The following is a 22,864-nucleotide window of genomic DNA, read 5'->3' as shown; positions in this document are numbered from 1 at the left end:
ATAAAAGGAGTCATCGAGATGAGTATTTCTTCGGTTTTACAAAAACATGCGTCATGTATGTATGAAACAAGTAATCATATGACTTTTTCTTCAACGGGTGATTCTCTCGCGCAAGCGATTTTACCTGATGTATATAAGTCAAATGTTGTAATGGTTAATAGCTTGATTAGCAGTGTCTTAGATAGTAAATTACCGACATTGACATTGCCACCTAATAATTGGAGTGAGTTTTGCAAAACCTATATTGAGGCGCAGTCAGATGCATTAGTCTGGGTGAACCAAGTTGTAGCCCGACTTGATAATGTTCCTCAAGATGTGCAAAGTTATCATCAAGATATTACCAATTTATTTGATGATGCTATTAGCATGGTAAAATGTATGGTTAATAATCCAGAGCGCCGCTCTATATATGTATCACTGCTTAACCAAGATTTAACCATTATAGATAATAAATTAAATATGGTCTTTGGTTTTGTTAAAGGAACTGTGGATGCTTTAGTCAACTTTAAAAATATTTTGCCTGAAATGGCTCAGCGGTTACAAAACTTAGCTGATCTGGCGAGTCAAGAGGAGAAGGTTGATCAACAAAAAATCGCAGAATTAAAAAAAGCAATTGATGAATTGAATAATGACATTCGTGGACTAACTGCCAGCATTGTTGGCTTAGGAATTGCGGATGCTGCGGCAATTTCTCTAGGGACTCTTGCTACAATCGTTGCATTCCCCATTGGTTCTGTAGTATGGCTTTTTTGTGCGCCAGCAATAGCTGTTGCAACAACTTTTATTATTTTAGACTCTTTAAAGATCAAAGAGGATAAAGCAAAGATTGAAGCTAGCCAAAGAGAGATGGATCAACGAACACAAGATGTATCAACGTTACATTTATTGGCTCAGAATTATTCTGAGTTAGCTAAATCAGCTGAATCTGTTCAAGATAATCTAGAGCAGATTTTAGATAATTGGAGTGAGCTAACTGGTGATTTTTCTGAATCAATAAAAAATGTCCAAGAGGCGGCTTTAGATGCAAAAAACTGTAACGATAATGAAATTATTAATGATCTAACACTGGCTAATAGCTGTTGGCAACAGGCTTACAAAGATGCAGGTAGTCTGACAATTAAACTTAACCATTCTGATGCTGTAATTGAGATAGGTATGAGTCAGGACGATATTAAAAAAGAATACCAATCAAGTAATGTTGTGGATATGGTGACTTATTTTAATAAGTATTCACAAAAATAAAGTTGAGGTTGATTTGTGATGTTTTTTTATGAAGGATAGACGGCTTATAAAGGCGTGCTGGAACAGAGTACGCCTTTTTTATATAGAGGTGGGCCGACTGACGAGTTCTATATAAGTGTTTTCTGCTATATTTAGTTGGCTTAATTAATTGACAATATTGATATTTGATCATTTTGACATTATATTTATAAAATCATTTCAATTTGTTAATATCCATGCTGTGGCGTGTCGCTGGATGAGTTTATATTCATCTCTATTATAATTGTTGATTTCAATGATGTAATTTTAACGCTATGAGTTTTATGTTTAAAATAGCATGCTATCATCCTGCCGCAGGTGTTCCATATGATTGGAGTAGCATATTGTGAATATTAATGCCCCCCAATTTATTCCTGCATCAAGACAGTATCTCGTATGCATCAATGCCGTTTAACACCTATCATTGTGGGGGTTTATCCCATATTTCCTCTCTCCTTGGCCTCTGCTTGTAATGCAGGCCGAAAAGATAACAGAAAGTTTAATAATGTGGGGGGAGGCATTTTGCTAGGCTGCCGGAGGGACGACATAACATAGGAGCCCAGTGATGAAAAAAATGCTTTTACTTACCGCGATGTTATCTGCGATCGGCGCGGCGGCACAGGCCGCCCCGGTGGGCACGCTGAGCGTGCATATCCTGAATCAGCAGACGGGAAAGCCGGCCCCCGGGGTGGCGGTGATGCTGGAGAGGCAGGATGGCAGCGCGTGGCGTGAGATCGCCCGCGCCGCGACGGATGACGATGGTCGCGTCCGCTCGCTGTACCCGGCGGCGGCCGATATGGACCCTGGCGTCTATCGGGTGACCTTTAAAACGGGCGCCTATTTCCATGAGCGGGGCCAGGATACCTTTTTCCCGGAGGTGCCGGTTTTATTCCGGGTAACGCAGCAGAATGAAAAGCTGCATGTGCCGCTGCTGCTGAGCCAGTATGGCTACGCCACGTACCGCGGCAGCTAGCGTCGCCCGCGCGGCGTTCCGCCGCGCATTTACAATCTCCGGCGTGAGTATTATCCTGCCGCTGGATTAACCATGGGTTAATTACAGTATTTTGATGAGTATATGACTCGGGGTGCCCTTCTACGTGAAGGCTGAGAAATACCCGTATTACCTGATCTGGATAATGCCAGCGTAGGGAAGTCACGGTGTCTGACCGCGCCGCCTTCTTCACGCCGGTTGAGAGAGACGCCATGTTGACGCAACCCACTCCCCTGCCTGATGCGCTGTGCGCCCAGGCGCTGATGACCTTACGCCAGCGTACGCCGCTGGTTCACTGCCTGACCAATGAAGTGGTGCAAAGCCTGACAGCCAACGTGCTGCTGGCGCTGGGCGCCGCCCCGGCGATGGTGGTGCAGACCGAGGAGGCCCGCCAGTTTGCGGCGCTGGCCGATGCGCTGCTGATCAATATCGGTACGCTGTATGACGCGCGCGCCGACAGTATGCTGGCGGCGATTGAGGCGGCCAATCTGGCAGGAACCCCCTGGGTACTGGATCCGGTGGCCGTCGGTGCGCTGTGCTATCGCAGCGATTTCGCCCATCGTCTGCTGCGGTTGCGCCCGGCGGTGATTCGCGGCAACGCCTCTGAAATCCTGGCGCTGGCCGGCGCCCCTTCGCGCGGGCGCGGCGTCGATAGTCAGGATGATGCGCTGGCGGCGCTGCCGGCGGCGGCTGCGCTGGCGCGCGATAGCGGTGCGGTGGTGGCGATTACCGGTGCCAGCGATTACGTGACCGATGGACAAAACAGCTACCGGATCGACGGCGGCGATCCGCTGATGACCCGGGTCGTCGGTACCGGCTGCGCACTGTCGGCGGTGGTGGCGGCCTTCAGCGTATTGGACGATCGCCTGACGGCGGTGGCTAGCGCCTGCCGGGTGATGGCGCTGGCGGGTGAGCGGGCGGCGGCGCAGGCCAGCGGTCCCGGCAGCTTCACGCCCCATTTCCTGGACGCCCTGTATAGCCTCCAGCCCGCCGTCATCGCGGGGGAGGCGGCATGAGCATGAGCGCAGAACGGATTAATGCCCTGACCATCGCCGGCACCGATCCCAGCGGCGGCGCCGGGATCCAGGCCGATCTCAAAGCCTTTTCCGCGCTGGGCGCCTATGGCACCAGCGTCATCACCGCGCTGGTAGCCCAGAATACCCGCGGCGTACAGTCGGTTTACCCTATCGACGCCGGGTTTGTCCGGGAGCAGCTGGACTCCGTGCTGAGCGATGTGCGCATCGACAGCGCGAAAATTGGCATGCTGGCGAGCGCCGATATCGTCGCCTGCGTCGCCCAGACGCTGACGCGCTACCCGCTGCCGTACGTCGTTCTGGATACGGTCATGGTGGCCAAAAGCGGCGATGCGCTGCTGGCGCCGCAGGCCGTCAGCGCGATTCGCGAGCAGCTGTTGCCGCAGGTCTCGCTGATCACCCCCAACCTGCCGGAGGCCGCCGCGCTGCTGGGGGGCTCGGTGGCGGAGGATGAGGCGGCGATGGTTGCCCAGGGCGAAGCGCTGTTGGCGCTGGGGTGTCAGGCGGTGCTGATGAAGGGGGGGCACCTACGGGGCGGGGAGAGCCCCGACTGGCTGCTGACCCGCGACGGCGCCGCCGAGCGCTTTAGCGCGGCGCGCGTGGCGACGCGCCATACTCACGGGACGGGCTGCACCCTGTCCGCGGCGCTGGCGGCGCTGCGCCCGCGTCATGAGGACTGGCGCGCTACCGTTGCCGCCGCGAAGGCGTATCTGCAGGGGGCGTTGATGGCCGCGGACTCCCTGCAGGTGGGACAGGGCATTGGCCCGGTGCACCACTTTTACCGCTGGTGGTAAGCGGGGCTAGGCGGCGTGCTGCGCCGCCAGCGCATTCAGCACGGCGAGCCGCTGCAGGTGCTCGGCGTCGAAACGGTTGAGGGTGAAAAACGGCATCTCCGCGTCCGGGCGCAGCGCCAGCGCCAGCGCCGGTTTATCCTCCGCGCCGGCCAGCCAGCCGATCAGATAGCTGGCCTGACGCTGCGGGCTTTTCCAGCTCAGCAGCAGCGAGGGCCACGGGTTGGATTCGCTGGCGGCCCGCGTGGCGATGAACAGGCCATCGTACCAGCGCCCGGCGTAGTCACCGTCGTGCTCCAAGGTGTGCGGATCGCGCTGGAGCCACTGGTGCAGGCTGTGGATCCCGTCGCAGCTCAGGCTGCGCTCCAGCGCCTGCCACTGCGGATAGCCATGGCTATGCTGCCAGCAGGCGATGCCCAGATAGTCATTGATCTCCGCCCACCAGCCCGTCATCTGCTCGCGTAGCGTGGCATCGCGCACGGCGCGGTAGGGGACCAGTCGCCGATCGCCGGCGGCCAGATCCTGCAGGGCAACCAGCGGCAGGGTTTTCGGTTTACTGCGCAGGGTGGCCCACAGCAGCAGCTTAGGAATGCGCGGCGTAATGGTCTGCACGCTGAAGCGATACGCGTCGCCGACGGAGAGGACAACGCCGCTGGAGGTGCCGCGTTTGTCCTGATAGTTACGGATGATGACCAGCGGATTGAACGCCATCCAGCCGGTCAGGTAGCTCTCCTGCGGGCGATCGGCGTGGCCAAATGCGTCGACCCGCTGGCGGATGGCGGAGCAGTCCAGCGCATCAAGCGCGCCGGCGCTGGCGGCATCGTAGCGCTCGCGTGCGAGGGCGGGCAGCGGGGGAAGGGTAATCATATCGCTCATAGTGTGGTATCCAGAAAAACGTGGGCGGGCCAAGCTTACCCTAAAGCCCGGCGGCGGGGCCGATGCCAAGGTACTTTTCTGCTATAGATCAACTTTTTCAGATTGAGAATGACTGATAAAAATAGTAAATATTTTATTTATGAAACAGCTGCGGCGTAAATAAATGACGGTGCCGCGACCTAACTGAAGGAGTTACCATGAAAACGATCGCCGGGGCGCTGGCCGCCCTTCTGTTGGCCTACGGAGCGCCGGTAATGGCCGATGAGGCTATTCCGCCCTCGTTATCTGAGCTGATGGCCCAGCCGTCGTATCAGCAGAGCTGGAAGCAGGCGCTGCAGGGCGAGAAGGATCTGCCGTCGTGGGTGCGCAGCGGACAGGGAACCTCTGCGCCGCCGCAGACGCTGACCTGGCAGGGTAAGGCGTATCAGGTCGGCATGGTCTGTCAGCCGCACAACTGCGGCAACCGGCAGCTGTTTATCGCCTTCAGCGCTGATCGACGCCAGGCCTGGGCGCTGCGTGTAACGCTGCCGGACAGCGATGCTGCGATGCTGCAGCCCGCCAAGTATGCCCGCTTTCAGTGGCTGGGCAATCCGGACGCCTCCCTGAAGGTGCTGCTGATGCAGCAGGTAACGTCGCAGCCGGATTGGAAATAGCGCGCGTCACGCGTGCGCTGCCGCTGTATCAGCGTGTAATCCGGTGTAATTAATCGTAAATCCGTACGGCGTTCGCCGTGTGGAATGCTACTCTGCGCACAAGTTGACTTGATACGGTAAAGTGATGATGAAAACGAGACTCTTCCAGGCCGCCGCCGGCCTGCTGGTACTGTGCTCTGTTGCCGCTCAGGCTGCTGGGTATCAGGAAGGAAAACAGTATACCGACATGCCGAAAGCCGTGCCCGGCGCACCGGCGGTCGTCGAATTTTTCTCTTTCTATTGCCCGCCCTGTAACCAGTTTGCCAACGTTTACCGCATCGGTGAGGCAGTAAACGGGATCCTGCCGCCGGGGGAGAAGGTGGTGAAATACCACGTGAGCTTCCTGGGGCCGCAGGGAGCGGCGTTGACGGAGGCGTGGTCCGTCGCGCAGGCCCTCGGCGTATCGGATAAGGTGGAGAAGCCGCTGTTTGATGCGGTGCAGGTGAAGCGCAGCATTAACTCTCCGGCGGATATCCGTCAGGTATTTGTCGACTCCGGCGTTGCGGCGGCGGAGTACGACGCGGCGCTGAACAGTTTTGTCGTGAAATCGCTGACCGCGCGGCAGGAGAATGCGGTGCAGGCCTTTGGCGTGCGCGGCACCCCGTCGTTCTATGTCGCGGGTAAGTACCAGATTAAAAATGATGGAATGCAGGCGACCAGTATTGATGGCTATCGCAGCGAATATGCGGACGTGGTGAAGTTCCTGCTGGCTCAGGGTAAATAACGCTCCCCTCTGCCGATAAACGCCTGGGCCAGGAGCCCGGGCGTTTTTTTTGGGGCGTTTGCAGCGCGCCAATGGCGCAGGGGTGCGGGGTAAGACCCTAAAGACCCATGCCCCATACCGCCGCGTCCCCTTCTCTTTCAGCTCAGCGCCTCCGCGAGCCGCCGCTGGCGACATGAGCGGGCGGCATCGCGGCGGTGGCGGCGGAGCGCCTCAGGACAAGCCGGGGAAGGTGCCAATCTGGCCATATTCCCGCGCGGATGCCATTCGCATGGGGGCTATTTCGCCCCGCATCGGGATAATACCCTAAGTCCAGGGATATGACGTGCACGGGATGGGATGATTCGGGGATGCCTTTTTCCCGCGCGGGCAAAGCGGGGACGGGCGTCTTAATGGATTAATCGGACGCCGTCGCATTGTTTTTTATCAATGTCGCCGGCCTTCAGGTTGGCGCTGCTGCGCTGCATTTTAACCCTATCGCTTATTATCATAGGATATATCCGTATCGACAACGCGATAAGCCGGTTAACCGACGGGGGCGGACATCAACGCACCCGCGGGGCGCTGTCTATCTCAGCCTAGGCGCCCTTACGCTGAGAGGAGGATTCCCCTGCGGCACTCATTGCCAATCGCCGGCGTTATATCTTAATCGCTCGCCTTAATGTGACGGCCCCCTGACGCCCGTACGCGCTATTGTGCATCGTGCGCGGTTATGCACCATAGTATACATTTATTAAATAAATATAGGTGACAAATACTTGATATATATGCTTAGCGCCGGTGTTTTATCAGAAGAATACGATTTATCTCGCTGTTATGACTGAGTCTATTGAGTTATCAGTGTGAATGTATAAGCTGTCCTGAAATGGTCGATATAAAGAATGCCATTTAAAACATAAGGATAGTGTATTTGTATGGAGCGTTCTAATCACAGTAATTTATTGCATTTAAAGGGCTTCGATCTCAATCTGCTGACCGTATTTGAGATGGTGTTTTTACACAGCAGCGTCAGCCGTGCGGCGGCGGCGATGGGCACCACCCCCTCGGCGGTGAGTCAGTCGCTGCAAAAGCTGCGTCAGCACTTTGACGATCCGCTATTTATCCGCGCAGGCAAGGGGATTTCGCCAACGGCGTTGGGCGTTTGCCTGCATGATCAGATCGCCCAGGGGCTGTCGCTGATTGAAAATACCCTCAACGCGACGCTTTCCGCCAAGCAGCGCCGCAAGTTTGTCGTTTTCGCCCCCTGCTGCGTGGCGCTGCAGGTGCTGCCCGCCGCTGTGAGCGCCCTTGAGCGTCTTGGCGTCGGGTATGAGCTGCTGCACTACAGCGAGTATGCGGATTATCATCCGCATACCATTGCTGAGCAGCTGCTGAATTTTCGCAAGGCCGACGTGGTGTTCAGTACGACGCCGGTGACGACGCATGCGGTGCACTGCCTGCCGTTTACAAACGAACCGCTGGCGTTGGTATGCCGCGATGGACATCCGCGCCTCGGGGAGACGTGCAGCGAGGTTCAGCTGAGCGGGGAGCGGTTTGTGATCCTGCAGCGCGCCCATAGCGACGGGGATCGCTTTGCATTTCTACACGGCGGCCGGGTAGTTCTGCGCTCGGACTCCTTTATCTCGATACTGGGGGTGGTCAGCCATAGCGATTTGCTGACGGTTTTACCGCGGGAGGTCGCGCTGCGCTACGGTGCGTCCTTTAATCTGCGGGTGGTGGAGACGGCATTTGCGATCCCGCCGATCCCGCTCTATCTCACCTATAACAAGCTTTCCCTACGCAACCCCGAGTTCCGTAACCTGCTTGACGTGCTGACGGACACCGTCTCCCTGGGGAGCATGGTGCCTCTGACGGCGTGAGCCGATACGCTCGTCTAGCGCCGCGCCAGCCCGTGATAAGGACCCACCCCGCAGGCCTATTTTTAGCTGAACGGATTCAGTTATTCCTGATTATTTCTACATGGCGTGATAAATAAGTAATCAGTAGCGATTGTTTTTTTAATTGGTTAGATACGAAATATCGATGAATATATTTCGTTGTAGGCTAAAGAGAATAGATGATTCATCACGTCGGCGCGGCCACATGATTTTTTTCATTAAAAATCATGTGGTTGAAATTATTTTGCCCGAATGGGATTATTCTTTGAAAAAAAGAAAACCAGCCCAAGGGAGATTGGGCCGGCAAGGAGGTGGTTCCTAGTATTGCTATTTCGTTATTGCTTTTTGTGTGGCAATAATAACCATGACGAGGTTACTTTAGTGTGATCGTCATCGGGTATTATCAAAAAAATAAAAAAAGCCGGAGTGATTCCGGCTGGGGCTGAACATTATTGGGCGTGAGGGTTACGGGTACTAGTGCCCTGTAGGTTACGCATGAGCAGGGCATAGGCCAGATCGATCTCCGCCGGTAGCGGAATATAGACTGTATGCCCGTTGCCCGGCGCGACGTCGGTCGGCTGGCCCTGCCTGTCGCGCAGATCGTCCAGGGTGAACTGAATATTGCCCTGCGGCGTCATCAGCTCCAGGCTGTCGCCGCGGGAAAACTTGTTTTTCACCAGCACTTCGGCATAGCCATCGCGGCGCTCACCGCTGAGCTCGCCGACGAACTGCTGGCGATCGGAGACGGAGTAGCCGTAGTCATAGTTCTGCTGATCTTCGTGTACGTGGCGACGCAGGAAACCTTCGGTATAGCCGCGGTGCGCCAGCGACTCCAGGGTGGTCAGCAGGCTGGGATCGAAAGGCTTGCCGGCCACCGCATCATCGATCGCTTTGCGGTAAACCTGCGCCGTGCGGGCGCAGTAGTAAAACGACTTGGTGCGCCCCTCAATTTTCAGCGAGTGCACCCCCATCTCCGTCAGACGTCCCACGTGCTGAATGGCGCGCAGATCCTTTGAATTCATAATATAGGTGCCGTGCTCGTCTTCAAAGGCGCTCATATACTCACCCGGGCGCATGCTCTCTTCCAGCATGAAGACCCGGTTGGTCGGCGCACCGATGCCCAGGGTGGGTTCGACCTGCTGCACCGGGATCGGCTGGTGCTGATGCACAATGTTGCCGACCTCGTCCTCTTTGCCTTCCTGCACCTTGTATTCCCAGCGGCAGGCGTTGGTGCAGGTGCCCTGGTTGGGATCGCGCTTATTGATATAGCCTGATAGCAGGCAGCGTCCGGAATAGGCCATGCACAGCGCGCCGTGGACGAACACCTCCAGCTCCATCTGCGGTACCTGTGCGCGGATTTCGGCGATCTCCTCCAGCGACAGCTCTCGCGACAGGATCACGCGAGTCAGCCCCATCTGCTGCCAGAATTTTACCGTTGCCCAGTTGACCGCGTTAGCCTGTACCGATAGATGAATCGCCATCGACGGAAACGCGTCGCGCACCATCGAGATCAGGCCAGGATCGGACATGATCAGGGCATCCGGCCCCATATCGATGACCGGCCTAAGATCGCGCAGAAAGGTTTTCAGCTTCGCGTTGTGCGGCGCAATATTGACCACCACGTAGAACTTCTTGCCCAGCGTATGGGCTTCCTGAATACCCAGCGCCAGGTTTTCATGGTTGAACTCGTTGTTGCGCACGCGCAGGCTATAGCGCGGCTGGCCCGCGTAAACCGCGTCGGCGCCATAGGCAAAGGCGTAACGCATGTTTTTCAGCGAACCGGCCGGGGACAGTAATTCCGGAGTAAACATAGATGACTCTCTTGTTCTGATCACAGGTCAGGCTGCAGCGTAGGGCGTGCCTCATCGTCATCCGTGCGCGCTGACGCCGCGCGCGGAGCGGAGAGCTGCCCCAGAGGCTTGCAGTAAAGGCGGGCATTATAGAGAGTTGGCGCGGGCAGTACAATCAAGGCCCCGCCGTGCCCGGAGCCTTGTCGGTGCAGCGCCCGGCAGAAAAGGGCCGGAGTGGTCTCCCGTCACTGCCCGCGGCTCAGATCGCGGATGTCGCGGGTCTGGGCATTCTTTTTAACGGACTGGATCCCTTTACGGGCGGCGCTTTCAGAGCTGTAGTGCTCGCTGTGGCCGATCACCTGATGGTTCTTGGCCTTGAGTAAAAAGTAGGGTTGCTCCCCTTCACAGCACAGCTCATACTGCGCCTCCTCGGCGGCGTTGGCCTGCACGGAGAGAATGCCGTTTTCGACCGAGGCGTGGGAGGCGTACATTTCACTGCTGAGGATCACCTCGCCGTTACCGGCCTTGAGGTTGAAATGAAACCGCCCATTAAGGGTGCGTTTGATCTCGTAATAGCCCATTGTCATGGGTATCTCCTTGCCTGTGTTACGATAACGAATCCGCCATCGCCGCGTGGCGAATGGCGGATTATGGCGGGATACTGTCCATAGTAGTATAGCGTTCATCAGCACGGCCGGCGGCGCAGGTGCCGAAACCGCATGTATCGCCGCGGCGGGGGAGGCCTCAGGCGATGACGCGGCAGGGGGCCCCTTCCCAGCGGTAGCCGACGCCATACACCGAGCGGATGAGCGGCTCGTCGCCCTCGACAGGTTCAAGCTTGCGTCGCAGATTTTTGATGTGGCTGTCGACGGTGCGGTCGGTGACCACCCGGTAGTCGTCATACAGGTGATTGAGCAGCTGTTCGCGGGAGAGGACGCTGCCCGGCTGGGTCGCCAGGGTCTTCAGCAGACGGAACTCCGCCTGGGTCAGATCCAGCGGCTGCTGGCGATAGCTGGCCTGAAAACGGCTTTCATCGATGAGCAGCGGCGCCGGCTCGGACAGGGTATCCTGCAGCCCGCAGCGGCGCAGGATCGTCTTCACCCGGGCGACCACCTCGCGCGGGCTATAGGGCTTGCAAATATAGTCATCAGCGCCGATCTCCAGCCCCAGCAGACGATCTATCTCCTCGATCTTGGCGGTGACCATCACGATCGGTACCTCTGAGGTGCGGCGGATCTCGCGGCACAGCGTCAGGCCGTCGACGCCCGGCAGCATCAGATCCAGCAAAATCAAATCGCAGAGATGCTCCTGCAGGTAGGGCAGCACCTCATCGCCCTGGCTCAGCCAGTGAGGGCGATAGCCGGCGGCGATCAGATAGTCGATCAGCAACTGACCCAGCTTGGGCTCATCTTCAACGATCAGGACGCGCGCCCCCTGCGGCTCGGGCATCAGCGGGGTGGTGGCAAGCATATTCATCGGTCTACTCCCGGTTAGGCATCATCAGGTTAAGGCTCGAACGGCGCCGGTGCACCGGCCAGGGGCATCGCGCCGCCGCCGGTGGCCGTATGGCTTTTACGGTGGTTCAGGTCTGCGGCTCCAGCGGCAGGGTTACGGTCATCGCGACGCCGCCCAGCGGCGAATGGCTGGCGCTCAGGCTGCCGCCGTGGGCGGCGACAATATTCTGACAGATGGACAGCCCGAGCCCCGAGCCCCCGCTGGCGCGGCTACGCGAGCCCTCCGCGCGGTAAAAGCGCTCAAAGATATGCTGCAGTTGCTCCGCGCTGACGCCCGGCGCGCTGTCCTGCCAGCACAGCGTCAGCGTATCGCTACTCTTTTGGCCCACGATCTGCAGCTCGCCGCCGCTATCGGTGTAGCGTAGGCTATTTTCCAGCAGGTTGTTAAACAGCTGCAGCAGACGGTCGGGATCGCCGAACACTCGGGCCGCGTCCGGCAGCCGCAGGGTCAGACGGATCCCTTTGGCGGCCAGCCGATCGCGAAACGCGCCGGCGGCGGCCTGCACTAGGGCGCTCGCCTCGATGGGGCTTTTACGGTAGGCCAGGGCGCCGGCGTCGGAGAGCGACAGCTGGTGCAGATCGTTGACCAGCTTGGTCAGGATGCTGACCTCCGCCTGCAGCGAGGTCAGCGAGTCGGGAGTGAGGCGTCGTACCCCATCCTGCAGCGCCTCCAGCTCTCCGCGCAGCACCGCCAGCGGCGTGCGCAGCTCGTGGGAGACGTCGGCCATCAGCGCCCGGCGGATCTGTTCGTTGCGCTCCAGCGTGATGGCCAGCTGATTGAAGTCCTGCGCCAGCCGCCCCAGTTCGTCGCGGCTGCTGACGTCGACGCGGGTGGCAAAATTACCGGCGGCCAGCTGGTGCATGGCGTCGATCAGCCGTTTGACCGGCGCCAGCATGCCGCGCGATAGCAGCAGGGTCACCGCCGCCGCCAGCAGGGTCGCCAGGGCGACGATAAACCAGCTGGTGCGGCGCTGCTGGCGATCAAAGTTAATATCGGTGTTGCGTGTCAGGCGCTCGGGCGGGGTCGTCAGCACCCAGCCGACGTCGCGCCCCTGATAGCGTATCGCGCTACGGATACCGTCGCTCGGCAGGCTCCCCTGCGGGCCGACCAGGCGCCGTCCTTTGGCATCGATGACCCAAAACGGGGTGCGCCAGCCGTGGGGGGGCAGGCTGCCGTGCAGATTGCTGCTCTGCTCGATATCGCGCATGATTCTAAAGATCATCCGCTCATTGTGACGCAGAAAGTTCCAGTTTCCTTCGCGGGCGTACAGGGTTTCCAGTTCGCTGGCCATCAGCTGCACCCGCTGCTCATTGCCGTGACGGATATAGTCGATAAAGCCGCGCTCAAAGCTGACGCGCACTCCCCAGTGCATGATGATCAGCACCAGAATACAGGTGGACAGAATGGCCAGAAAGAGTTTGGCGGAAATACCCAGTCTCATGATTTCTCCTCAGGGGGACATCGGTGACGCTGGCGCCGGCGCCGCTGGCCGTTTGCCGCCGGGGCCAAAAGCGGCGTCGGCCAGGCGATAATAACGGCGATAGCCCGATAGACCAAGATAAAGGCGCGCCGGACGAGCGGCACGCCCGCGGCGTGGCGGACGCCGAGTGATCACCGTCCGTGTGTGGAGCCCCGTCGGCGGCCGCGCGGTCTGCCGTCCACGGACGGATACGCGGCGTTCAGGCATCGCGCTCCGCCTTCGCGGGCTCAGTGCACCAGCGGCGGCAGGGCTTTCTGCCGGCTGACGCGGGCACGCAGCCTCTCCATATACAGGTAGACCACCGGGGTGGTGTACAGCGTCAGGATCTGGCTGACCAGCAGGCCGCCGACGATGGTGATGCCCAGCGGCTGGCGCAGCTCGGCGCCGTCGCCGTAGCTGAAGGCTAGCGGCAGCGCGCCGAACAGGGCGGCCAGCGTGGTCATCAGAATCGGACGAAAGCGCAGCTGACAGGCCTGATAGATGGCGTCGCGGGCGCTTAGATGCTGCTCTCGCTCCGCCGTCAGGGCAAAGTCGACCAGCAGAATGGCGTTTTTCTTCACCAGCCCTATCAGCAGCATGATGCCGATCAGCGCGATCAGGCTGAAGGGCGCGTTGAACAGCATCAGCGCCAGCAGGGCGCCGACCCCGGCCGACGGCAGGGTCGACAGGATGGTCAGCGGATGGATATAGCTTTCATACAGTATGCCCAGCACGATATAGACCGTGGCGATGGCGGCCAGGATCAGGAGCAGCTGGCTGCTCTGCGCCTGCTGAAACAGCAGGGCGGTGCCGGCAAAGGTGCCGCGCAGGGAGGGCGGGGCGCCCAGGGCGGTCATGGCGCGCTCAATGGCATCGCTGGCGTCGGAGAGCGAGCCGTCCGGCGGCAGGTTGAAGGAGATGGTGGCCGCGGCGCTCAGCCCCTGATGGTTAACCGACAGCGGCGCGTTGGCCGGCAGCCAGCTGGCGAACCCGGACAGCGGGATCGGCTGTCCGGCCTGATTGATGATAAACATCTTATCCAGCGCCCGCTCATCCTGGGCGTAGCGCGGATCGACCTCCATCACCACGTGGTATTGGTTAAGCGGCTGGTAGAGGGTGGAGATTTGGCGCTGACCAAAGGCATTGCTCAGCAACGTGTTGACCTCGCTGACGTTGATCCCCAGCCGCGCCATGGTCGGGCGATCGTAGGTCAGCAGCATCTCTGCCCCCTTGTCCTGCTGATCGGTGCTGACATCGGTCAGCTGGGGCAGGGCGGCGAGCGCCTTGCGTATCTGCGGCTCCCAGCGGCGCAGGACGGCGAGATCGTCCGACAGCAGGGTGTACTGATAGCTGGCGTTGCCCTGGCGACCTCCCGCCCGAATATCCTGCACCGCCATCAGAAACAGGTTCGCGCCCGGCTCGTGGGCCAGCTTAGCGCGCAGACGGGCGATGACCTGTTGGGCATCCTGTTTACGCTCTCCCTGCGGCTTAAGGGCGATAAACATCATTCCGCTGTTGACGCGGGCGCCGCCGGTGAAGCCGGTGACGTTGTCTACGTCGGGATCGGCGCGCACGATGCGCATAAAGTCCTGCAGCTTACCGCGCATGGCCTGAAACGAGATGCTCTGATCGGCCTGAATAAAGCCCATCAGTCGCCCGGTGTCCTGCTGGGGAAAGAAGGTTTTTGGAATGCTGATATACAGCCAGATGTTTAACCCGATCACCGCCAGCAGCATCAGCAGAACCCAGCGGGCGTGGTCCAGCGTCCAGCTCAGGGAGCGGGCATAGCCCCGCTGCAGCTGTGCCGACAGGCGGCGTAGGAGGGTCGGGCGCGCACCACCACCGTCGCGGCGTGGGCGCAGCAGGCGAGCGCACATCATCGGCGTCAGGGTCAGCGCGATCAGCAGTGAGATGGCGATGGAGACCGACAGCGTGATGGCGAACTCATGAAACAGGCGTCCGGGAATACCGCCCATAAACAGCAGCGGAATAAAGACGGCGACCAGCGACAGGCTGATGGAGAAGACGGTAAAGCCCACCTCGCGTACGCCGACCAGCGCGGCGCGGCGGGGGTGCAGGCCGTTCTCGATGTGGCGGGCGATGTTTTCCAGAACCACGATGGCGTCATCCACCACGAACCCGCTGGCGATGGTCAGGGCCATCAGCGACAGGTTGTTCAGACTAAAGCCGCACAGATAGATGGCGGCGCAGGTGCCGATAAGCGAAACCGGCACCGTGACCGCCGGGATCAGCGTGGCGCGGGCGGAGCGTAGAAACAGGAACACCACCAGGATCACCAGGCCGATGGCGATAGCCAGCGACTGCTCGACCTCGCGCAGGGAGGCGCGGATGGTCGGGGTTCGCTCCTGTGCGATATCCAGGGAGACCCCGCCGGGCAGCAGCGCCCGCAGCGCCGGGAGGTCGCTGCGCAGCCGATCGACGGTTTCAATGATATTGGCGTCGGCGCTGCGGCGGATCATGATGAGGATCGCCGGCTGGCCGTTGCTCATTCCGGCGTTGCGGACATCCTCGACGCCGTCGCTGATCTGGGCGACATCCTGCAGCCTGAGCGCCGCGCCGTCGCGGTAGCGGATGATCAGCGGACGGTACTCCTGCGCCGTCATCAGCGCATCGTTGCTCTGCACCTGCCAGCGGCGCCCGTCATCGGCGACGGCGCCCAGCGGGCGGCGGACGTTGGCGCTGGCGATGGCCTGACGCACCGTATCCAGCGAGGTTCCCTGATTGAATAGGGCGTCGGGATTGAGATCGATGCGTACCGCGGGCAAGGAGCTGCCGCCGACCGAGACATCGCCGACGCCGTCGATTTGGGCGATTTTCTGCGCCAGACGGGTGGAGGCCAGATCGTAGAGATCCCCCTGGGTATACTGCGTCGAGGTCAGCGTCAGGATCGCGATGGGCGCATCGGAGGGGTTGGCCTTGCGGTAGCTGGGGCGCGCCGGCATGCCGGAGGGCAGTAGGCTCTGGGCGGCGTTCAGTGCGGCCTGGACATCGCGCGCCGCGCCATCGATATTTCGGTCGAGATTGAACTGTAAAATGATGCGGGTGGTGCCCAGGCTGCTGCTGGAGGTCATCTCATTGACCCCGGCGATGCGCCCCAGCGCCCGCTCCAGCGGAGTCGCGACCGAGGCGGCCATGGTCTCTGCCGAGGCGCCCGGCAGGGAGGCGCTGACCATGATCACCGGGAAATCCACCTGCGGCAGCGGGGCGACCGGCAGCAGGCGCAGGCCGAGCAGCCCCGCCAGGGTGATCGCCAGCGCCAGTAGGCTGGTGGCCACCGGACGGTTGATAAACAGGGCGAAGCCGCTCATCGCGCCGGGACTCCCCGCGCCGGGCGACGGGTGTTACGCGCCAGGCGATCGAAGGCCAGGTAGATGACCGGGGTGGTGAACAGGGTCAGGATCTGGCTGACGATCAGCCCGCCGACCATGCAGATCCCCAGAGGCTGACGCAGCTCCGCCCCGACCCCCTGGCTGAACATCAGCGGCAGGGCGCCCAGCAGGGCAGCCAGGGTGGTCATCAGAATCGGGCGAAAGCGCAGCAGACAGGCCTGATAGATAGCGTCGCGCGGCGCCATGCCCTGCGTGCGCTCCGCCGCCAGGGCGAAGTCGATCATCATGATGGCGTTCTTCTTCACGATGCCGATCAGCAGGATGATACCGATGATGGCGATCACATCCAGCGCCTGCCCGCTCAACATCAGCGCCAGCAGGGCGCCGACCCCGGCCGACGGCAGGGTCGAGAGAATGGTGATCGGGTGAATAAAGCTTTCATACAGAATCCCCAGCACGATATACATCGCCACGATGGCCGCCAGAATCAGCCACAGCGTGCTGTCTAGCGCGCTCTGGAACGCCAGGGCCGCGCCCTGGAAGTGCAGCGTCATGTCGGCCGGCATCCCGATAGCGCGTCGGGCGGCGTCGATTTCGGCGATGGCCTGCTCCAGCGTGTAGCCGTCGGGGACGTTGAAGGAGAGGGTCGCCGAGGGAAACTGGTCGAGGTGGTTTATCGCCAGCACGCCGTGGCGCTGCTCAACGGTGGCGATGCTGGCCAGTGGAATGGCGCTGCCGTCGGCGGCGGTCAGGTAGATGCGCTGCAGCGCCGTCAGACCCTCCTGATGGGCGCGCTCCTGCTCCAGCACCACCCTATACTGGTTGGACTGGGTATAGATGGTGGAGATCAGGCGCTGGCCAAAGGCGTTATACAGGGCGTTGTCAACGTCCTGCATCGCGATGCCAAGGCGGCTGGCGCTGTCGCGGTTGACGTTGACGTACGCCACCAGCCCCTGATCCTGCCAGTCGCTGTTCACCTCTTTCAGCATCGGCGACTGGGCGAGACGCGCCTGCAGGCGCGGCACCCAGGTCTGGAGCTCATCCAGCGACATGGCCTGCAGGGTGAAGGGATAGCGGGCGCGGCCCGGCAGGGTATCGATGGTCATGTCCTGTACCGGCTGTAGATACAGCGAGATGCCGCCGACCCGGGCCGCCAGCGCCTGCAGGCGGGGGATGATGCGATCGATGCGATCGCGGCGGTCGGCCAGCGGTTTTAAGACGATCTGCAGCCGCCCGCTGTTGAGAGTCGGGTTGACGCCGTCGACGCCGACGAAGGCGCTGACGCTGGCCACGTCCGGATCGCGCAGCAATGCTTCGCTCAGCTGACGCTGGCGCTCGGCCATGGCGCTGAAGGAGATCGACTGCGGGGCATACACCGTGCCCTGGATCAGGCTGTTATCCTGCTGCGGGAAGAACCCCTTGGGGATGATGAGGTAGAGCAACACCGTCAGCATCAGGGTGGCGACGGCGACGCCCAGGGTGAGCCGCGGATGGCGTAGCGCCAGGCGCAGCGCGCGGCCATAGCCCGCGATCAGGCGCTGGAATTGCCGCTCGCAGGCCAGCGAGAAGCGGTTTTGGCGCCGCAGGCTCTCCTGGCTCAGCAGACGGGCGCACATCATCGGCGTCAGGGTCAGGGAGACGACGGCGGAGATCAGAATGGCGACCGCCAGCGTGACGGCGAATTCGCGGAACAGCCGACCGATAATATCGCCCATAAACAGCAGCGGGATCAGCACGGCGATCAGGGAGAAGGTCAGCGAGATAATGGTGAAGCCGATTTCACCGGCGCCTTTCAGGGCGGCGCGCAGGGGCGGATCGCCGTTCTCCAGGTGACGCTCGATGTTTTCGATCACCACGATGGCGTCGTCCACCACGAAGCCGGTGGCGATGGTCAACGCCATCAGCGTCAGGTTATTGATCGAAAACCCCAGAAAATACATCGCGGCGAAGGTGCCGATCAGCGACAGCGGAACGGCGACGCCGGGGATCAGGGTCGCGGGCAGGTTACGCAGGAACAGGTAGATCACCATCACCACCAACGCGACGGCCAGCAGCAGCTCGTGGCGCACGTCGCTGACGGAGGCGCGGATGGTCTGGGTGCGGTCGTTCAGGACGCTGATTTTGACCGAGGCGGGCAGGCTTTCGCGCAGCTGCGGCAGCTGGGCCAGCACGGCATCGGCCGTGGCGATGACGTTGGCGCCGGGCTGGCGCTGCACGTTGATGACGATGGCCGGATGATTATTGGCCCAGGCGGCCAGCTGGGTGTTTTCCGCCCCTTGCTCGACGCTGGCGATATCGCGCAGGTAGACCGGTGCGCCGCTGCGGTAGGCGACGATCAGGTTCTGGTACTCCTGCGCCGATCTCAGCTGATCGTTAGCGTTCAGGGTGATGGCTCGGGTAGGGCCGTCCAGGCTCCCCTTGGGCGAATTCACGTTGGCGCTGGCGATGGCGCTGCGGACAGCCTCGCTGCTGAGGCCATAGGCCGCGGCGGCCGTGCCGTTCAGACGCACGCGCACGGCCGGGCGCTGGCCGCCGGCCAGGGTAACCAGCCCGACGCCGCCGACCTGCGCGATCTTCTGGGATATTCGCGTCTCCACCAGATCTTCGACCTGTGGCAGGCTGAGGGCATCGGAGACCACCGCCAGCGTCAGGATCGGCGGATCGGCGGGGTTGACCTTGCTGTAGATCGGAGGATAGGGAAGATCGTTCGGCAGCAGATTGGTCGCGGCGTTGATCGCCGCCTGCACCTCCTGCTCCGCGACGTCCAGTGCCAGCGACAGCTGGAACTGCAGCGTGATCACCGATGCGCCGCCGCTGCTCTGCGACGACATCTGCTGCAGGCCGGACATCTGGCCGAACTGGCGCTCCAGCGGGGCGGTGATCGCCGAGGCGGTCACGTCGGGGCTGGCGCCGGGATACAGGGTGACCACCTGAATGGTCGGGTAGTCGACCTGCGGTAGCGCCGACACCGGCAGGGCGCGGTAGGCGACCAGGCCGGCCAGCAGAATGGCGATCATCAATAGCGTGGTGGCGACCGGGCGCAGAATAAACAGGCGCGAGGGGCCGCCGCCGCGCGGAGCCGGGGAGGCGGGTGTCTGGCTCATGGCTGCGGGGTATCCCCGTGGTCCGCGGCGGCGTCATGGCGCTGTGCGGCGATGATGTCGACCTGGCCTCCCTCCGTCAGCCGATCGATGCCGTCGGTGACCACCTTGTCGCCCGCGTCGACCCCCTGTTGCACCACCAGCGCGTCGCCGTCGCGCGCGCCGACGCTGAGGCTGCGCTTATGCACCCTGTTCTCGGCGTCGACCACCCAGACAAAGCGCCCCTCGCGGCCGGTCTGTACCGCCGCCGCGGGAACCAGCAGCACCGGCGCCTGGCTGGCGACCTGCAGGCGCAGGTTGACGAACTGATTGGGGAACAGGCGATCGTCCTGATTATCGAAGCGGGCCTTGATCTTCAGGGTTCCGGTCGCGGTGTCTATCTGGTTGTCCAGGCTGAGCAGGTGGCCCGTCGCCAGGCGCTGGCGATCGCTGCGATCCCAGGCCTCGGCAACCAGCGTTCCCTGGCGCTGCAGCGCCTGCTGCAGGCGGGGAATATCCCCTTCCGGCAGGGTGAACAGTACGTCGATGGGGTGGGTTTGGGTCAGCACCACCAAGCCATTGGTGTCCGCGCTGCTGATATAGTTGCCCTCATCGACCTGACGGAGGCCGGCGCGGCCATCGCCCGGCGCCCGGATACGGCTGTAGTCCAGCTGTAGCTGGGCGCTATCCACGTTGGCCCGATCGCTGACCAGACTGGCCTGTGTCTGGGCGACCAGCGAAGCCTGGGTATCCAGCTCCTGGCGCGAGACCAAATTATCTTTGGCGAGACGCTGGTAGCGCGCTAGATCGCGTCGGGCGTTGTCCAGCAGCGCGGTATCGCGCGCCAGCGCTCCCTGGGCCTGCTGCAGCTGGATCTGGAACGGACGCGGGTCGATTTCAGCCAGCAGATCGCCGGCTTTCACCTGCTGCCCCTCCGTGAAGTGCAGCTTCATCAGCTGGCCATCGACCCGGCTGCGTACGGTCACGGTATTGGAGGCGGTGACGGTGCCCAGCCCGTTGAGGTAGCTGTCCTGCGCGGCGCGGCGTACGGCCGCCGCCTGCACGGGAACGCTCTGCGCCATGCCGCGCCCCGGTCTGGCGTCGCGCTGGCGCACCGGACTCTCGCCGGCGGACGGCGCAGAGGCGATATGCTGCCAGGCGAACGCGCCCAGCAGGAGCAGCAGAATCAGAATCAAGAGCCCGCAGAGCTTGGCGCGCCGGGAAGAGAGTGCGGATAGGACGCTCATGTGACGGTAATTCTCCTGCAGGCGCCCGATGGGCGGTATCCATGATGAAAAAGAGGCCGAGCGGGGCGTCGAGCGCAGCCCCGCATGACCGTAAGTGTATTGTAGCCGTTTGCGGCGGCGGCAAAATGGAGGAAATATGAAAATCGTGCGCCTCGCAATGGAAAACCGTCGCGCATCGGCGCTTTTTTAGCCGATCGTCGCGCGCGCCCGCGCTGGCGATCGCACCCTGAAGAAACGGCGCGTGACAGTCCCCGTTTTTTTGACCAAGATGAGACGACTACTCACGTTAAAGAGGCCACACTATGCTGAATGTTAATGAGTATTTTGCAGGGAAAGTGAAGTCGATTGGCTATGACAGCGGCAGTATCGGCCGCGCCAGCGTGGGAGTAATGGAAAAGGGCGAGTATACCTTTACCACGGATCGACCGGAGGAGATGACGGTGGTGACCGGCGCGCTGCGCGTGCTGATCCCCGGTGCGCCGGACTGGCAGGTGTTTACCCCGGGAGAGACCTTTTTTGTGCCGGGGCACAGCGAGTTTAACCTGCAGGTCGCGGAGCCCAGCGCCTACCTGTGCAAGTATCTGAGCTGATCGTCTGACGGGCGAGGGCGGCGCGCCGCCCTCGCCTGTTCATCTGACCCAGACGGCGGCATTCGCCGCTGGGTCGTATCCTATGCGCGCCAGCGCCGCTCACGCTCGGTTACTGCACCTGTCCTAGAATCCCATCTCACCATAGTGACCGTGGCGAAACTCCGTCAGCACCCGGCGTACGTAGGGCAGGGTCTCCTGCGGCAGCGCATCGGGGGCGAACCAGCTCAGCGCGGCGCACTTGTGCGGCTCCCGGTTATCGATGACGGCGTCGTCGTCCGCCAGATAAAACCACTGGTCGACATAGGTGCGATCGGCGCTGCGGCGGTGCAGGGTATAGACATGGCGCAGCGCGGCGGGATCCCGCGTCAGTCCGATCTCCTCCTGCGCCTCGCGCGCCATCGCCTGGCGCGCGGATTCGCCCGCTTCGACGTGCCCGGCCGGCAGCGACCAACAGCCATCGGCAAAGCCGGTATTGGCGCGGCGGGCCAGCAGAAAGCGGCCGTCGCGCTCCAGGATCAGGTATACCGCATGGTAGATCATCGCATGTTCAGACACGGTTGCCCCCCGGCGTTTACTGCGCCGCCTCACCGCCCAGGGCGGCGATCAGTTCGTCGATCAATACCGCCAGCTCGCCGGTCATCAGGGCGAAGTCGGCGTCAAAGCGCAGGGCGGCGTCCTCGCGATCGATATCTTCATTCTGATCGCGCAGGGTTTCCGAGAACTTCAGGCGCTTAATGGCGCCGTCGTCGGCCAGCACCAGCTGAATGCGTTCGCGCCAGTCCAGCGCCAGCTTGGTCACCAGCTTTCCGGCCTCGATATGCACGGCGATCTCGTCGCACACCAGTGCCTGCTGTTTGCAGCGGATAACGCCGCCCTCTTCTAGGATGGCCTTCAGCTCGGCCTCGTCCTGTAGGCTGAAGCCCGCCGGGGTGTTGCCGCTGCGCACCCATTCGGTCAGGGTCATCTCGATGGGTTTATCCAGCGTCAGCGGCACGACGGGCAGTGAGCCCAGGCTCTTGCGCAGCAGCGCTAGCACATCTTCCGCCCGCTTGGCGCTGGCGGCGTCCAGCATGATTAGATTGTTGACGCTGTCGATCCACAGCCAGGTCTGGTTAAAACGGCTGAAGGCGCGCGGCAGCAGGCTGTGCAGTACCTCATCCTTCAGCGCGTCTTTTTCGGTTTTTTTCAGCTTGCGGTGCTGTTCACCCTCTAGCCTCTCGATTTTGGCCTGCAGCGCCTGCTTCAACACCGGCGCCGGCAGGATCTTCTCCTCTTTGCGCGCACACAGCAGGATCTGCCCGTTGGCGCAGTGGGTCAGCGCGTCGCTGCCGCCGCCGAGGGGGGAACCCAGCCGGTGCGCGACATATCCTGACTGCCGCAGGGGGTAAATGCCATGGCGCTGAGCTGGGACTCCATCTCTTGCGCCACCAGCGGAATTTCACGGTTCAGACGGTAAATTAACAGGTTCTTAAACCAGAGCATGAGGCATTTTTCCGGAAAAAAAGGTGGGAGTTAGCGGCGTCAATGATAGCGAATTCTCCCCGTTTCTTCACGGAAAAACTCCGCTACTATGGGCGACGGATGAGTGATA

Annotated in this window: 17 protein-coding genes, 1 pseudogene and 1 riboswitch; of the genes and pseudogenes, 8 read left to right on the top strand and 10 right to left on the bottom strand. The window is 61.0% G+C overall.

The annotated features are described in order from the left end of the window. Positions 1–18: 18 nt before the first annotated feature. From QY76_RS18870 to thiD, 4 genes are all read left to right on the top strand, one after another. A complete protein-coding gene (locus QY76_RS18870) occupies positions 19–1,242 on the top strand; it encodes an enterotoxin (HBL) (protein ID WP_144242827.1) in 1,224 nt (407 codons plus the stop codon). Between the two features lie 583 nt (positions 1,243–1,825). Next, on the top strand, positions 1,826–2,233 hold the full coding sequence (gene uraH / locus QY76_RS14940; protein ID WP_034163600.1) for a hydroxyisourate hydrolase: 408 nt from the start codon (positions 1,826–1,828) through the stop codon (positions 2,231–2,233). Positions 2,234–2,331: 98 nt separating this feature from the next. Next, positions 2,332–2,428, top strand: a riboswitch (TPP riboswitch). A gap of 35 nt (positions 2,429–2,463) precedes the next feature. Next, positions 2,464–3,267: a hydroxyethylthiazole kinase gene (gene thiM / locus QY76_RS14935; RefSeq protein ID WP_034163599.1), complete on the top strand. Its 804-nt coding sequence runs from the start codon at positions 2,464–2,466 to the stop codon at positions 3,265–3,267. Beyond that, positions 3,264–4,079 carry a bifunctional hydroxymethylpyrimidine kinase/phosphomethylpyrimidine kinase gene (thiD, locus tag QY76_RS14930; RefSeq protein ID WP_034163597.1) on the top strand — a complete coding sequence of 272 codons (816 nt, stop codon included), beginning with the start codon at positions 3,264–3,266 and terminating at the stop codon, positions 4,077–4,079. The genes thiM and thiD overlap by 4 nt, the downstream gene beginning before the upstream one ends. Positions 4,080–4,085: 6 nt before the next feature. On the opposite strand, the gene QY76_RS14925 is transcribed toward thiD, so the two are convergent. Next, positions 4,086–4,952: a hypothetical protein gene (locus tag QY76_RS14925; RefSeq protein WP_034163596.1), complete on the bottom strand. Its 867-nt coding sequence runs from the start codon at positions 4,950–4,952 to the stop codon at positions 4,086–4,088. A gap of 197 nt (positions 4,953–5,149) precedes the next feature. Between QY76_RS14925 and QY76_RS14920 the strand changes: the two genes are divergently transcribed. From QY76_RS14920 to QY76_RS14910, 3 genes are all read left to right on the top strand, one after another. Further along, complete coding sequence (locus tag QY76_RS14920) at positions 5,150–5,605, top strand: inhibitor of vertebrate lysozyme family protein (RefSeq protein ID WP_045424709.1); 456 nt, start codon at positions 5,150–5,152, stop codon at positions 5,603–5,605. 124 nt (positions 5,606–5,729) lie between these two features. After that, positions 5,730–6,368: a DsbA family protein gene (locus QY76_RS14915; protein ID WP_081854055.1), complete on the top strand. Its 639-nt coding sequence runs from the start codon at positions 5,730–5,732 to the stop codon at positions 6,366–6,368. A gap of 911 nt (positions 6,369–7,279) precedes the next feature. Next, positions 7,280–8,224, top strand: coding sequence for a LysR substrate-binding domain-containing protein (locus QY76_RS14910; protein ID WP_034163594.1), 945 nt, complete (start codon positions 7,280–7,282; stop codon positions 8,222–8,224). 467 nt (positions 8,225–8,691) lie between these two features. Here the strand turns inward: QY76_RS14910 and yegQ are convergent, their stop codons facing one another. The 7 genes from yegQ to QY76_RS14875 form a co-directional block, all read right to left on the bottom strand. Beyond that, complete coding sequence (gene yegQ, locus QY76_RS14905; protein WP_045424712.1) at positions 8,692–10,053, bottom strand: tRNA 5-hydroxyuridine modification protein YegQ; 1,362 nt, start codon at positions 10,051–10,053, stop codon at positions 8,692–8,694. A gap of 224 nt (positions 10,054–10,277) precedes the next feature. Beyond that, positions 10,278–10,619: a YegP family protein gene (locus tag QY76_RS14900; RefSeq protein WP_034163590.1), complete on the bottom strand. Its 342-nt coding sequence runs from the start codon at positions 10,617–10,619 to the stop codon at positions 10,278–10,280. A gap of 157 nt (positions 10,620–10,776) precedes the next feature. Beyond that, positions 10,777–11,508, bottom strand: a complete 732-nt coding sequence (gene baeR, locus QY76_RS14895; RefSeq protein ID WP_045424715.1) for a two-component system response regulator BaeR — start codon at positions 11,506–11,508, stop codon at positions 10,777–10,779. Positions 11,509–11,614: 106 nt separating this feature from the next. Next, complete coding sequence (gene baeS / locus QY76_RS14890; RefSeq protein ID WP_034163588.1) at positions 11,615–12,988, bottom strand: two-component system sensor histidine kinase BaeS; 1,374 nt, start codon at positions 12,986–12,988, stop codon at positions 11,615–11,617. Positions 12,989–13,254: 266 nt separating this feature from the next. Next, positions 13,255–16,335, bottom strand: a complete 3,081-nt coding sequence (gene mdtC / locus QY76_RS14885) for a multidrug efflux RND transporter permease subunit MdtC (RefSeq protein WP_045424718.1) — start codon at positions 16,333–16,335, stop codon at positions 13,255–13,257. Then, positions 16,332–19,460 (bottom strand): MdtB/MuxB family multidrug efflux RND transporter permease subunit, encoded by a 3,129-nt coding sequence (locus tag QY76_RS14880; RefSeq protein WP_034163586.1) that lies wholly within the window; start codon positions 19,458–19,460, stop codon positions 16,332–16,334. The genes mdtC and QY76_RS14880 overlap by 4 nt, the downstream gene beginning before the upstream one ends. Beyond that, positions 19,457–20,683 carry an MdtA/MuxA family multidrug efflux RND transporter periplasmic adaptor subunit gene (locus QY76_RS14875; RefSeq protein WP_034163585.1) on the bottom strand — a complete coding sequence of 409 codons (1,227 nt, stop codon included), beginning with the start codon at positions 20,681–20,683 and terminating at the stop codon, positions 19,457–19,459. Before QY76_RS14875 ends, QY76_RS14880 begins: the two co-directional genes overlap by 4 nt. Positions 20,684–20,985: 302 nt before the next feature. Here QY76_RS14875 and ppnP point away from each other — a divergent pair, with 302 nt between their 5' ends. Continuing rightward, positions 20,986–21,273, top strand: a complete 288-nt coding sequence (gene ppnP / locus QY76_RS14870) for a pyrimidine/purine nucleoside phosphorylase (RefSeq protein ID WP_034163584.1) — start codon at positions 20,986–20,988, stop codon at positions 21,271–21,273. 123 nt (positions 21,274–21,396) lie between these two features. Here the strand turns inward: ppnP and QY76_RS14865 are convergent, their stop codons facing one another. Next, positions 21,397–21,828: an NUDIX domain-containing protein gene (locus tag QY76_RS14865; protein ID WP_225865145.1), complete on the bottom strand. Its 432-nt coding sequence runs from the start codon at positions 21,826–21,828 to the stop codon at positions 21,397–21,399. A 16-nt stretch (positions 21,829–21,844) separates the two neighbouring features. Continuing rightward, positions 21,845–22,755, bottom strand: a pseudogene (rdgC, locus tag QY76_RS14860) (recombination-associated protein RdgC). Between the last annotated feature and the right edge of the window lie 109 nt (positions 22,756–22,864).

This window comes from Edwardsiella sp. EA181011, assembly GCF_000800725.1.
GTDB classification, from domain to species: Bacteria; Pseudomonadota; Gammaproteobacteria; order Enterobacterales; family Enterobacteriaceae; genus Edwardsiella; species Edwardsiella anguillarum.
Note: the sequence above shows the minus strand (reverse complement) of the source record. Positions and strands in the feature narration are given on the sequence as shown.

Bases quoted from the DNA above. Each gene is read 5' to 3' on its own strand.
- baeR (WP_045424715.1), bottom strand. From the start codon at position 11,508: ATGAATATGCTTGCCACCACCCCGCTGATGCCCGAGCCGCAGGGGGCG.
- thiD (WP_034163597.1), top strand. From the start codon at position 3,264: ATGAGCATGAGCGCAGAACGGATTAATGCCCTGACCATCGCCGGCACC.
- baeS (WP_034163588.1), bottom strand. From the start codon at position 12,988: ATGAGACTGGGTATTTCCGCCAAACTCTTTCTGGCCATTCTGTCCACC.
- QY76_RS14875 (WP_034163585.1), bottom strand. From the start codon at position 20,683: ATGAGCGTCCTATCCGCACTCTCTTCCCGGCGCGCCAAGCTCTGCGGG.
- QY76_RS14900 (WP_034163590.1), bottom strand. From the start codon at position 10,619: ATGACAATGGGCTATTACGAGATCAAACGCACCCTTAATGGGCGGTTT.
- QY76_RS14880 (WP_034163586.1), bottom strand. From the start codon at position 19,460: ATGAGCCAGACACCCGCCTCCCCGGCTCCGCGCGGCGGCGGCCCCTCG.
- yegQ (WP_045424712.1), bottom strand. From the start codon at position 10,053: ATGTTTACTCCGGAATTACTGTCCCCGGCCGGTTCGCTGAAAAACATG.
- mdtC (WP_045424718.1), bottom strand. From the start codon at position 16,335: ATGAGCGGCTTCGCCCTGTTTATCAACCGTCCGGTGGCCACCAGCCTA.
- uraH (WP_034163600.1), top strand. From the start codon at position 1,826: ATGAAAAAAATGCTTTTACTTACCGCGATGTTATCTGCGATCGGCGCG.
- QY76_RS14920 (WP_045424709.1), top strand. From the start codon at position 5,150: ATGAAAACGATCGCCGGGGCGCTGGCCGCCCTTCTGTTGGCCTACGGA.
- QY76_RS18870 (WP_144242827.1), top strand. From the start codon at position 19: ATGAGTATTTCTTCGGTTTTACAAAAACATGCGTCATGTATGTATGAA.
- QY76_RS14910 (WP_034163594.1), top strand. From the start codon at position 7,280: ATGGAGCGTTCTAATCACAGTAATTTATTGCATTTAAAGGGCTTCGAT.
- QY76_RS14915 (WP_081854055.1), top strand. From the start codon at position 5,730: ATGATGAAAACGAGACTCTTCCAGGCCGCCGCCGGCCTGCTGGTACTG.
- QY76_RS14925 (WP_034163596.1), bottom strand. From the start codon at position 4,952: ATGAGCGATATGATTACCCTTCCCCCGCTGCCCGCCCTCGCACGCGAG.
- thiM (WP_034163599.1), top strand. From the start codon at position 2,464: ATGTTGACGCAACCCACTCCCCTGCCTGATGCGCTGTGCGCCCAGGCG.
- ppnP (WP_034163584.1), top strand. From the start codon at position 20,986: ATGCTGAATGTTAATGAGTATTTTGCAGGGAAAGTGAAGTCGATTGGC.